The organism is Candidatus Pelagibacter sp. Uisw_092, from assembly GCF_047729545.1.
Classification (GTDB): domain Bacteria; phylum Pseudomonadota; class Alphaproteobacteria; order Pelagibacterales; family Pelagibacteraceae; genus Pelagibacter.
Genome location: NZ_CP159824.1, coordinates 217,140 through 229,792 on the forward strand (window position 1 = coordinate 217,140; position 12,653 = coordinate 229,792).

At 25.5% G+C, this 12,653-nt stretch carries 12 protein-coding genes; all 12 read left to right on the forward strand.

Going from position 1 to position 12,653, the window contains the following annotated elements:
- The first annotated feature begins 8 nt into the window (after positions 1 to 8).
- Positions 9 to 1,019 carry a 16S rRNA (cytosine(1402)-N(4))-methyltransferase RsmH gene (rsmH, locus tag ABXT63_RS01130; protein ID WP_415321085.1) on the forward strand — a complete coding sequence of 337 codons (1,011 nt, stop codon included), beginning with the start codon at positions 9 to 11 and terminating at the stop codon, positions 1,017 to 1,019.
- Positions 1,016 to 1,324, forward strand: coding sequence for a cell division protein FtsL (locus tag ABXT63_RS01135; protein WP_415321087.1), 309 nt, complete (start codon positions 1,016 to 1,018; stop codon positions 1,322 to 1,324). Before rsmH ends, ABXT63_RS01135 begins: the two co-directional genes overlap by 4 nt.
- A complete protein-coding gene (locus ABXT63_RS01140; protein WP_415321089.1) occupies positions 1,317 to 2,999 on the forward strand; it encodes a peptidoglycan D,D-transpeptidase FtsI family protein in 1,683 nt (560 codons plus the stop codon). Before ABXT63_RS01135 ends, ABXT63_RS01140 begins: the two co-directional genes overlap by 8 nt.
- 7 nt (positions 3,000 to 3,006) lie before the next feature.
- Positions 3,007 to 4,434, forward strand: a complete 1,428-nt coding sequence (locus ABXT63_RS01145) for a UDP-N-acetylmuramoyl-L-alanyl-D-glutamate--2,6-diaminopimelate ligase (protein WP_415321091.1) — start codon at positions 3,007 to 3,009, stop codon at positions 4,432 to 4,434.
- Positions 4,431 to 5,852, forward strand: a complete 1,422-nt coding sequence (gene murF, locus ABXT63_RS01150) for a UDP-N-acetylmuramoyl-tripeptide--D-alanyl-D-alanine ligase (protein ID WP_415321093.1) — start codon at positions 4,431 to 4,433, stop codon at positions 5,850 to 5,852. Before ABXT63_RS01145 ends, murF begins: the two co-directional genes overlap by 4 nt.
- Positions 5,842 to 6,927 carry a phospho-N-acetylmuramoyl-pentapeptide-transferase gene (gene mraY, locus ABXT63_RS01155; protein WP_415321095.1) on the forward strand — a complete coding sequence of 362 codons (1,086 nt, stop codon included), beginning with the start codon at positions 5,842 to 5,844 and terminating at the stop codon, positions 6,925 to 6,927. The genes murF and mraY overlap by 11 nt, the downstream gene beginning before the upstream one ends.
- 205 nt (positions 6,928 to 7,132) lie before the next feature.
- A complete protein-coding gene (murD, locus tag ABXT63_RS01160) occupies positions 7,133 to 8,197 on the forward strand; it encodes a UDP-N-acetylmuramoyl-L-alanine--D-glutamate ligase (protein WP_415321097.1) in 1,065 nt (354 codons plus the stop codon).
- Positions 8,190 to 9,314, forward strand: a complete 1,125-nt coding sequence (locus ABXT63_RS01165; protein ID WP_415321099.1) for an FtsW/RodA/SpoVE family cell cycle protein — start codon at positions 8,190 to 8,192, stop codon at positions 9,312 to 9,314. Before murD ends, ABXT63_RS01165 begins: the two co-directional genes overlap by 8 nt.
- Positions 9,315 to 9,566, forward strand: coding sequence for a hypothetical protein (locus tag ABXT63_RS01170; protein ID WP_415321101.1), 252 nt, complete (start codon positions 9,315 to 9,317; stop codon positions 9,564 to 9,566).
- Positions 9,563 to 10,399 (forward strand): UDP-N-acetylglucosamine--N-acetylmuramyl-(pentapeptide) pyrophosphoryl-undecaprenol N-acetylglucosamine transferase, encoded by an 837-nt coding sequence (locus ABXT63_RS01175; protein WP_415321102.1) that lies wholly within the window; start codon positions 9,563 to 9,565, stop codon positions 10,397 to 10,399. The genes ABXT63_RS01170 and ABXT63_RS01175 overlap by 4 nt, the downstream gene beginning before the upstream one ends.
- Positions 10,374 to 11,768 carry a UDP-N-acetylmuramate--L-alanine ligase gene (gene murC, locus ABXT63_RS01180; RefSeq protein WP_415321104.1) on the forward strand — a complete coding sequence of 465 codons (1,395 nt, stop codon included), beginning with the start codon at positions 10,374 to 10,376 and terminating at the stop codon, positions 11,766 to 11,768. Before ABXT63_RS01175 ends, murC begins: the two co-directional genes overlap by 26 nt.
- Positions 11,738 to 12,649 carry a UDP-N-acetylmuramate dehydrogenase gene (murB, locus tag ABXT63_RS01185; RefSeq protein WP_415321106.1) on the forward strand — a complete coding sequence of 304 codons (912 nt, stop codon included), beginning with the start codon at positions 11,738 to 11,740 and terminating at the stop codon, positions 12,647 to 12,649. Before murC ends, murB begins: the two co-directional genes overlap by 31 nt.
- Positions 12,650 to 12,653: the final 4 nt, after the last annotated feature.

Below are 12,653 nucleotides of genomic sequence, written 5' to 3' on the forward strand. Positions count from 1 at the left end.
GAAAATAAATGATAGCCACCATAATACCAGAAGTGAGAAATCATTACCCGGTATTGCTAAGTGAAATAATTAGCATTATTACCCCTCAATATGGTGGCACATTCATCGACTGCACATTTGGTCAAGGCGGATATACAAAAAAAATTTTAAATTTTGAAAAGACAAAGGTTATTGCACTAGATAGAGATTTAGAAAGTTTAAAAAAAGCTGAAGAAATTCAAAAGGAATTTAAAGATAGATTTTTATTTAAGAATATTAAATTCAGTGAATTAGATAATTTAAAACTTAAAAAAGAAAATATAAAAGGTGTAATTTTTGATTTAGGTTATTCTTACACACAAATAAAAGACCCCAAAAAAGGATTATCTTTTGATAGTATTGGTGAGCTTAATATGAAAATGGGCATAAATGATTTTTCTGCAAAAGAAGCAATTAATAATTTAGACGAAAAGGAACTTGCTAAAATATTCAAATATTTTGGGGATGAAAAAGATAGCAATAGAATAGCACACAACATTGTAGAGGATAGAGCAACTAGAGAAATAACAACAGAGGAGTTAGTAAGAATCATTGATTCATCAAAAAGGAAAAAAAATCAAAAAACTCATAGTGCAACAAAAGTTTTTCAAGCATTAAGAATATTTGTTAATAAAGAAATTAGTGAATTAATTTATGGATTAATTTACGCTACAAAAGTTATTAAGAAAGATGGTATAATAGCAGTTGTTACATTTCACTCACTTGAAGACAAAATAGTAAAATATTTTTTTAAAAGTTTATCAGAAAATAAAAGTATTTCACGCTATATGCCAAAAAGTGAAGAAAAAGTTAATTTATTCAAATCTTTAAGTAAAAAACCAATTGTACCATCTAAAAAAGAAATTCAAGAAAACCCACCATCAAGGTCTGCAAAACTAAGATACGTTATTAAAAAAGAAGATTTTTATGATTTTGAAACAGATATCTTAGAGAAGTTTGATCATTTAATTAAAATTGAAAATTTTTCTAAAAAATTATGAAGAAGATAGTATTTGCAACTGTTTTTATATTAATCTTAGCTACATCATTAGTAAAAAATTCCACAAAAGAACTAGAGGATAAAATTTATACAGTAAATGAAAATATTAGACCTCTAAAATTAGAGCTTGGTAACAAACTTTTAGAATACAATTATTTAAGTTCACCAGATAAATTAATTCAATATCAAATGCAATATTTTGAAAAAAATTTAATAAAAATTGATATAAAAAAAATTAAAAAACTAAGCGAAAAAAATAGTTATGTAGAAATAAGTGACCTCATAAAGAAAATTAATAATGAATGATAAAAAAAATAAATTTATCCTGGAGGAGTATGAAAGTGAATTTTCATATAAAAAAAGTAAAACAAATTTAAACATTGAATTCAATAGAATAGCTTTTATTTTCTTTGTATTTTTGGTAATTTCAATAATCTACTCAATTCAACTTCTACATTTAGGATCTTTAAAAAAAGAAACCAATAATATTAAATCATTAATTACTAAAAAAAACTATAGAGCAGATATAGTAGATAGAAATGGAAATTATTTAGTTAAATCAGTTAGTTCAATTGATATAGGAATAAGTCCAACAGAAATAATAAATAAAAAAAAATTACTTATTAATCTTAAATTAATCTTTCCTGATAAAGATTATAATGAAATTGAAAAAAAGTTAAATAAAAAAAAATTTTTTAAGTTTGAAAAAAATATATCGCCCATAAACTATGAAAAAATTATGTCACTTGGTGATAAAGCGATTAGGTCAGAAGAAAAATTAACAAGATTATATCCACAGAAAAATCTTTTTAGTCACATAATTGGACAAATTGATGATGACAATAATGGGATCTCAGGAATAGAAAAATCTTTTGATAAAGAGTTAAAGACAACAAAAGACTTATTAAGATTGACAGTTGATACAGATATTCAATTTTTAATAAGAGAGGAGCTATTAAATTTTAAAGAAATATTTAGAGCTAAAGGTAGTGCTGCTATTTTAATGGATGTAAATAATGGAGCTATAATTTCGATGGTTTCACTCCCAGATTTCAATCTTAATGAAAGAAAGGCTATCACAGATGTAAATTATATCAATAGAGCAACTAAGGGTGTTTATGAATTTGGTTCAGTTTTTAAAACCTTTACAGTTGCAGCTGGTTTTAATGAGAGTTTGATAGAACCTAATACAAAATATCTAAATTTAAAAAAACAAATTGAATGTAACGGTTTCAAAATAAGAGAATATAGCAATAAAATACCAACAGATCTCACGGTTGAGGAAATTTTAATTAGATCTGGAAACATAGGATCTGTTCGAATAGGACAAAAAATAGGAAAAGAAAAACTTCAATCTTTCTTAATTAAGATTGGGGTCCAAGGTACAATTAATTTTGACATTCAAGAAGTTGGAAAACCCACGTTAATTAATTGGGGGAAATGCAAATTAGCAACAGCATCTTATGGTCATGGTATTACAACTACACTTTTACAAATAGCAAAAGGTTATGCAGTAGTTACGAATGGTGGATATGATATTAAGCCAACTTTAATCCAAAAAAAATTAATTGAAAAACATTCACAAAAAAGAATATTGAATATAGGTGTATCGGATAAGATAAATAAGATACTAAGAAAAATAGTTACTCACAAAGATGGAACCGCCAAACTTGCAAATGTGAAGGGTTATGAGGTGAGTGGTAAAACTGGAACAGCCCAAATATCTAAAAATAGCAAGTACACTCGAGATAAAATAAATACATTTGCATCAGTTTTTCCATCCCAGAAGCCAAAATACGCTTTAATAGTTATGTTAGATGAACCAAAGACTAATAGTGAGTATATTTATCATTATAGGGATGGCACGCAACCAACAAAAGGAACACCATATAACACAGCTGGGTGGACATCTGTTGAAGTTGCTGGCAAAATCATAGAAAGAATTGGGCCTATTTTAGCCACAAAATATTTAGAAAATTAGTTCATTCATGATCATTGGAAATTTTATTAAAGAGATAGAATTAAAATATAAAAATCATTATTTTTCAGGTATTTGCTATGATAGTTCAAAATGTAAAAAAGATAATATTTTTTTTGCAATAAAAGGAAATAAAATAGACGGTAATAAATTTATTAATCATGCTATTAAAAATGGTGCAAAAACTATTATTTCTAGTCAAATATTTAAAGGTATAAAAAAAAATATCTTATTTATACGATCTTCTAACGTAAGAAAATCTTTATCAAAATTTGCTTACACAATTCATAAAGACAAACCAAAAAATATAATTGCAGTAACTGGTACAAATGGAAAATCTTCAGTTGTTGATTTCTATTTTCAAATATTAAGATTAAATAAAAAAAAAGTAGCTTCAATTGGAACTTTAGGAATTAAAACACAGAATTATATAAAAAAAGTTTCTAATACGACTATCGATCCAATAGCTCTAAGTATAATTTTAAACAAACTTAAGAAAGAAAAAATTGATAATGTTATATTAGAGGCATCTAGTCATGGGCTTAAACAAAATAGACTAGATGGTTTAAAATTTAAAACAGGTATATTTACTAATTTCTCTCATGATCATTTAGATTATCACAAAACACTTAGTGAATATCTTAAGTCAAAATTATATTTATTTGAAAAATTATTAATAAAAAACGCTAACATAATTACTGACTTAGAGATCTTTGAATATAAAAAAATAAAAGAAATAGCTTTAAGAAAAAAATTTAATATCGAAACAATTTCAAATAATAAAAGTAATTTAATAATACTCTCGCATGAGTACTGCAATGAAAAACAAATAGTTAAAATAAAATATAATAAAAATATTTATAAATTTGAAACAAATTTATTAGGAAAAATTCAAATCAAAAATATTTTAATGGCAATGATGGCGGCATTCAAAAGCAACTTAAGTTTTAAAAAAATAGTTAATACAATTAAGAATCTAAAACCAGTAAGTGGAAGATTAGAGCAAATTGGAATTATTAAAAACAATTCAAAAGTTATATTGGACTATGCACACACGCCAGATGCACTAAAAACATCTCTTAGTAGTTTAAAAGAACAATTTAAAAATAGAAAAATTACAATAGTTTTTGGTTGTGGTGGCGACAGAGATAAAACAAAAAGATCAATGATGGGTAAAATTGCTAATCATTATTGCGATAGAATTTATTTAACAGATGATAATCCAAGGTATGAAGACCCCAAAACAATAAGAACGTCCATAAGAAAAAATATTAATCAATCTAAAATCTATGAGATTTCAAATAGAGCTAATGCTATCAAGAAAGCAATATTTGATATGAAAACAGGTGATATTTTAATTGTAGCTGGCAAGGGACATGAAAAAATTCAAGAATATAAAAAAAAAAGAAAATATTCTCTGATCGAGATCAAATATTGAAAAATATTAAAATTAAAAATAAATTATTATCAAACAACCTAAAACTAAATATTTTGAAGGAGTTGAGTGGCTCAAATAATATTTCACCAAAACTAAAAATTAAGAATGCATCAATTAACTCTAAAGAGATTAAAAAAAATAATATTTTTTTTGCAATTAAGGGTAAAAATAAAGATGGTAACTTATTTGTTCAAGAAGCTTTTTTTAACGGAGCATCTCTAGCAATTGTTAATAACCAAAAAAAATCTAAGAAAAAAATAGTAGTAAAAGATACTTTAAAATTTTTAACTAAAGCATCATCTATTTTAAGGGAAAATTTATCAAGTAAAATTATATCAATAACAGGAAGTTGTGGAAAAACTTCACTCAAAGAATTAATAGGAAAATCATTAAATAAAATTAGTCAAGTGACCTACTCCCCAAAATCATTCAATAATAAATTTGGTGTTCCGTTAAGTTTATTTAATCTAAAAAAAGAGGATGCTTTTGGTATTTTTGAGATTGGAATGGATAAGAAAGGAGAAATTGATTATTTATCAAAAATTATAAAACCAGATGTCGGTGTAATTACAAATATTTCTTATGCTCACATTAAGAATTTTAAAAATATTAATAAAATAGCTTTAGCTAAAGCAGAGATTATTAAAAATATAAAAGATGGTGGTCATCTTATTTTGAATAAAGATGATAAATTTTACAATTTTCATAAAAAGATTGGATTAAAAAAAAATTTAAAAATTCTTTCTTTTAGTTTAAGAAAAAAAAACGCGACAACTAATTTAGTTTCAATTTTAAAAGACAAATCTAAATATAAGATCTTTCTTAATATTAATAAAAAAAAAATATATTTTTATTCAAACTCTTTTTTTGAAAGTGACATCAAAAATCTGCTAGCAACAATTACAATTATATCAATTTTTAAAGATATAACTCAATTAGATAAAAATATTTTTTATAACCATAAAACTACAAGTGGTCGTGGAGACATAATAAAAGTAAAATTATTTAAAAAAAAGATTTACCTTATTGATGAAAGTTATAATTCAAATCCCTTATCATTAAATTCAGCATTGATAAATTTTGATATGATTAAGATTGATAATTCAAAAAAACATTTAGTTCTTGGTGACATGCTTGAACTTGGAAAGTATTCAAAAAAATTACATATAGATATTGGAAAAAATATTAATAAAACTTCTCTTAAAAATGTTAACGTTATTGGTAATCATGTTAAATGGACTTTCAGTAGCCTTGATAAAAACAAAAGAGGACTTGTTATAAAAAAGAAATCTCAAATAATTGATTTGATTAAAAACACTTTAAATAATAATGATTATTTGATGATTAAAGGTTCAAATTCTACAGGACTTAACAGTCTAGTTAACCAAATAAAAATAGGTAAAATTAATGCTTTATAGCCTTATTTCTGAATTAGTTGGTCAATACAGCTTTCTTAACGTGTTCAAGTATCTTACTTTTAGAACTGGTTTGGCGATGTTTACTTCTATGATTGTAGTTTTATTGGTTGGCAAGCCCTTTATTAAATTTTTTTCTGCAAGACAAATCTTAGATCCAATAAGAGAAGATGGTCCAACAGAACATATTATAAAAAAAATTGGAACACCAACTATGGGTGGTGTTTTAATATTATTAGGTTTATTCTCGGGAATACTTTTGTGGGGTGATTTATCCAATTATCATATATGGTTTTTACTATACGTAGTAACAAGCTTTGGTTTACTGGGAGCTTATGATGACTATAAAAAAATTAAATTCAAAAATTCTTTAGGTATCTCATTTAAATTTAAATTTATTTCACAAATCTTAATAGCAACAATAGGTGTATTTGGTTTGTCTCATTTTTCACAAAATATAGAGTTAACCAACCTATATTTTCCTTTTTTTAAAAATTTAATAATAAATTTAGGTTGGTTCTTTATACCTTTTTCAGTATTTATAATTGTTGGCTCTTCAAATGCTGTGAATTTAACTGATGGCCTTGATGGATTAGCAACTGTGCCAGTTATATTGGTAGCAGGCTGTTTTGCTTTTATCAGTTATGTAACTGGAAATATATTATTTTCAGAATATTTGAATATTCCCTACCTAGAAGGTATGGGAGAGGTGGCTGTTTTTTGTGGGTCAATTATTGGAGCATGCCTAGGTTTCTTATGGTTTAATGCACCACCTGCTAAAATATTTATGGGTGATACAGGGTCATTGGCACTTGGTGGATCATTAGGTGCAGTGGGGATAATTACTAAACATGAAATAGTTTTGGCAATAACAGGTGGTTTATTTGTTTTAGAAGCCGTTTCAGTTATTGTGCAGGTAATATCTTTTAAGTTAACAGGAAAAAGAGTTTTTAGAATGGCTCCCATACATCATCATTTTGAAAAAAAAGGGTGGCCAGAATCCACTGTTGTAATTAGGTTTTGGATCATTGCAATAATTCTTGCAATGATTGGCTTGGCGACATTAAAACTTAGGTAATGTTAAATAATTCAAATACCTTTTATAGAAAAAAAATTTTAATTTATGGATTGGGAAAAAGTGGCCTATCTGTTTTTAAATTTTTAAAAAAAAAAATGAAATCACTATATATGATGATCAAATAAAATTTGATATTAGAAAAATAACAAAAGTAAAATTTGATTACATAATAATCAGCCCAGGAATAGATATTAATAAATGTCGTTTGAGTAAATTTTTAAAGAGTAATTCTAAAAAAATTTATACAGACTTAGATATTTTTTATAATCATAACGTAGAAAATAATAAGATAACAATAACCGGAACTAACGGTAAATCTACAACTGCTCAAATCTTATATGAAGTTTTGAAGGATCAGAAAGTCGATGTCCGACTAGTAGGAAATATTGGTAATCCTCCACTTTTAGAGAAAAATATAACAAATAGTACAGTTTTTGTAATTGAAGCCTCATCTTATCAATTAGAATATAGCAAATTATTTAAATCAAATATATCACTAATTTTGAATATAACACCGGACCATCTTGAAAGACATGGGACTATAAAAAAATATGTAAATGCTAAATTTAAATTAGTAAAAAGCCAATCAAAAAATGATCTTGCCATTATAAATGCTGAAAATTTTTATGTTAGGAAAAAACTAGAGTCTAAAAATTTCTTACCCAAAATAATAAAAATTGAAAAAAGTATAGATAGTACTTTTTTAAAAAAGATAAATAATCAATATTTTAATACCAATGGAAATAAAGAAAATCTAAAATTTGTTTTAAAAGTTGCCAAAATATTAAATTTTAAAAAAAACTCTCTAATTAAAACATTAAAAAAATTTAAAGGACTAAAATACAGGCAAGAAATAATTTTTCAGTCAAGAAAGTTAACAATTATTAATGATTCAAAGGCTACAACTTTTTCCTCATCAGTAAGTTTGTTGAAATCTCTAACTAATGTCTACTGGATAGTTGGTGGTCAAGCAAAAAAAGGAGACAAATTATTATTATCAAAAAAGAATTGTAAAAATATTAAAGCATATATTTTTGGAACCAATAAAAGCTTTTTTATTAATAAAATAAAAAAAATAATGAAATATGAACACTTTTTAGATTTAAAGAGCGTAATCAAAAAATTATCCTTAGAGATTAAAAATAATAAAAACACAATTCATAAAACAATTTTATTTAGTCCATCAACAGCTTCATTTGATTCCTTTAAAAATTTTGAAAAACGTGGAAAATATTTTAATAAACTTATTAAAAAATATATAAATGCTTAATTTTAATTCTATATATAAATTCTATTATGAATGGTGGAAAAGTATAGATAAAACACTTTTTATATTAATAATATTTTTATTTAGTTTGGGGTTATTTTTTTCCTTAGTATCAACTTCTCTAATTGCCTCTGATAAATTAAATACAAATAATTATTTTTTCTTCTTCAAGCATTTTTTATATATTGGTGTTGGAATGATTGTTTTAATTTTCTTTTCATCCCTAAGTAAAGAAAGTCTTTTCAAGATTTCTTTTTATTTTTTTTTTATATCTTTATTTTTTTTATTTTTAGTGCCTATTTTAGGTACTGAAATAAAAGGATCTAAAAGATGGCTTAATCTTTTTTTTCTACCACGGTTTCAGCCAATAGAACTAGTTAAACCCTTTATAATTATTTTTATTGCTACAATTCTATGTAGTGAAAAAAATTCAAATATTTACTTTAAATATTTATTAACCTTCATTACTATTGTGCCCACTTGTCTTTTATTAATGATGCAACCTGATATCGGGCAAACACTACTCATCTTCTTAACGTGGACAACATTAGTTTTTATTTCTGGTGTTAGTTTACCAATAATTTTAACTTTTTTTAGTTTTTCACTATTATCTCTAGTTTATATGGTTTTTTTTATACCAAAATTTACTTATATAAAAAGCAGGATTTTATCATTCTTTAATCCGATTGATGGAACACATAATTTCCAATCTGATAAAGCAATAGACGCGATCAGTAGTGGTGGGTACTTTGGAAAAGGGATTGGTGAAGGAACTTTAAAAAATAAAGTACCTGAGGCTCACACAGATTATATTATTTCTGTAATAGCGGAAGAATTTGGCGTTGTTGCAATTGTACTATTAGTGTTTCTATTCTTATTTTTTATCTACACCGTTTTCAAAAAAATATACTTAGAAAAAAATGAAAAAATTCAATTAGTTTTAAGTGGGATTTTATGTTTAATTATTTTTCAGGCTTTGATACATATTGGAGTTAATATTAGACTACTTCCTACAACAGGCATGACTTTGCCCTTTTTAAGTTATGGGGGCTCCTCAATTGTAGGTGTATCAATAATGTCTGGTATAATACTTAATTTAACCAAACGACAAATTGATTAAATGACTAAAAAAATTTTAATAAGCACAGGTGGATCAGGTGGGCATGTGGTACCTGCCACTATAATGTATGAACATTTGGAAGGTGAATTTCATACATCTATATCTATAGACAATAGGGGCATGAAGTTTTTAGATGAAAAAAAATATAACTTTGAAATTTTTAATGTAACCCCAATATCAAAAAATATTCTTTTACTACCACTTCATTTCTTTTTAATGATTTACTTAATTATAAAATCTCTTTTTTTTTGAAAAAAAGAAAAATAGATATATTAATTTCAACGGGTGGTTATATGTCATTACCTTTGTGTATAGCATCAAAAATTTTAAATATTAAACTCTTTTTATTTGAACCTAATATGGTTTTGGGAAGGTCAAATAAATTATTTATTAAGTTTTGTGAAAAAATTTTTTGCTATTCAGAAAATATTAAAAATTTCCCAAACAAGTATTTAAATAAGATTAATGTAATTCCTGCTTTGTTAAGAAAAAAATTTTATGATGTAAAAAAATCAGACATAGTTGATGGGCATATTAATTTATTGATAATAGGAGGAAGTCAAGGAGCAAAGACATTTGATACTTTGATTAAAAATTCTGTAATTGAATTATCAAAAAAATATAATTTCAAAATTTATCAACAGACAAGTTTGGTTAACTTTAAAGAATTAAAAAAATTTTACAAAGATAACAATATCAGTTATGAATTATTTAATTTTGATCAAGATATTTCAGATCTTATGAGCAGATGCAACATATGCCTTACTAGAGCGGGTGCCTCAACATTAGCTGAGTTAATCTTTTTAAATTTACCTTGTGTGGCAATACCACTACCCACTTCAAAAGATAATCATCAATATGAAAATGCCTTATTTTATAATAAAATTGGTTGTAATTGGATTTTGAATCAAGGTAAAATTAATGATGAAATTTTAGCAAATAAATTAGTTAGCATTTTAGATAACAAAGAAGAATATTTAATTAAAAAAATAAATATGAAAAATTTTAGCTATCAAAATACCTGGAATAATATAAATCAAAAAATTATATCTGTTATTAATGAAAATAGAATTAGCAAAAACTGAAATTATACATTTTGTTGGAATAGGTGGAATTGGTATGAGTGGACTTGCGCTCATAATGAAAAGGATGGGTTTTAATGTTCAGGGTAGTGACCTGATAATTAATAAAAATATTGGAAGATTAAGAAAAGATAAAATTAAAGTTAATATTAAACATACTAAAAAAAATATAAAAAATGCCACTATTGTGGTCATCTCATCTGCCATTAAAAAAAATAACTCAGAATTAATTGAAGCTAGACAAAAACAACTTCCAATTTACAAGCGTGGAGAAATGCTTGCTAATATAGTTTCTTTGACTAAAAATATTGTTGTAACTGGATCTCACGGTAAAACTACCACAACATCCTTATTGGCTGCCATATTCTCAAAAACAAAATTAGACCCAACAATCATTAATGGTGGAGTTCTTAATGCAATTAAAAGCTCAGCCAAACTTGGAAAAAGTGACTGGTGTATACTTGAAGCTGATGAGTCTGATGGTAGTTTTATACATGTGCCACCAACTTACTCTATTGTTACAAATATAGATCGAGAACATATGGATTATTATGATTCAATGAATGATCTTAAAAATTTGTTTATAGAATTTATTAATAAAGTACCTTCATTTGGAAAATCATTCATTTGTATTGATGATAAAAATAATAATGATTTATTAAAAAAGATAAAAATTAAAAACTATTATACATATGGAACTAATTTAAGATCTCAATTTCACATAAAAAATATAAAACAAGTAAAAAAATTTTCAGAATATGATTTATCAATTAAACTACCAGGAAAAAAAAATTTAATTATTAATAAGATTAGAATACCACTTCTTGGAATACATAATATTCGTAATTCAACAGCAGCCACTGCTGTAGCCTTAACAATTGGAATTTCTATAAATGTTATAAAGAGTGGTCTGAAAGAGTTTGAAGGAGTTCAAAGAAGATTTAATAAAATATTTACATATAGAGAGACAGACTTTTATGATGACTACGCACACCACCCAACAGAAATTAGAGAAGTTTTAAATGGAGTTAGAGCTGCATACAGAAAAGAAGAAGTGGTCTGTGTATTCCAACCTCACAGAATATCTAGATTAAAAGATCTTAAAAAGGAATTCAGTTTATCTTTTAAAAAAGCAGATACAGTAATTTTATGCCCCATTTATACAGCTGGAGAAAAAATAAAATTAGGCTTTAACTATTATAACTTTGCAAAAGATATTGCAAAAAACTCAAATGTAAAACTTTTTATGGTTGAGAATCAATATCAATTAGCAAAATTTATAAAAAATAATATTTATGGTAAAAAGATAGTAGTTGGTATGGGTGCAGGTACAATTTCAGCATGGATGAAACAACTCCCAGAATTAATTTGATGGATATTGAGCTAATAAAAAAGTTTTCGAATGAAATAAATAGTAAAATTTATTTTGATTATGACTTAAAAAAAAGTAATTGGTTCAATATTGGTGGAAAAACTAAAGTTTATTTTAAACCAGATAATCTTTCAGATCTAATCTTATTTTTAAAAAAGTTTGGAGATAGAGAAAAAATCTATATTTTAGGTGCAGGCTCGAACACTTTGGTAAGTGACGATAAGTTTGATGGTGTCGTCATTAAACTAGGAAAAAATTTTTCTAATATTTCTATATTACCAAATGGTATAATAGTAGCTGGTAGCGCTTGTTTAGATAAGAAACTATCAGATTTTGCATTAGAAAATAGTATTGGTGGGTTTGAATTTTTAGCGTGTATCCCAGGAACAATAGGTGGTGGACTAAAAATGAATGCAGGATGTTTTAATAAAGAATTCAAAGATATACTCGTATCAATACAGGCTATAGATAGAAATGGACAAGTATTAACAATACCTGGAAATAAAGTTTCATTTAAATATCGAAATAATGATTTAGCAGATTCTTTGATTTTTTTAAGTGCATCTTTTAAAGGAGAAAAAAAGAATAGAAATAAGATTGAAAAAGAGGTTTTAGAGTTGAGAAAAATAAAAGATAATACCCAACCAACTAAAATAAAAACAAGTGGTAGCACATTTAAGAACCCAATTAATCAGACAGATAAAAAAGTTTGGCAATTAATAAAAGAGTCGGTAGCACTTGATATTAGTTTTGGAGATGCGTGTATTTCAGATAAACACTGTAATTTTTTTGTGAATAGAAATAATGCTAGTTTTGAAGATATGAATAAATTAATAGAATATGTTAAAATGAGTGTAAAAAAAAAACGGGTGTCGTTTTAGAGAG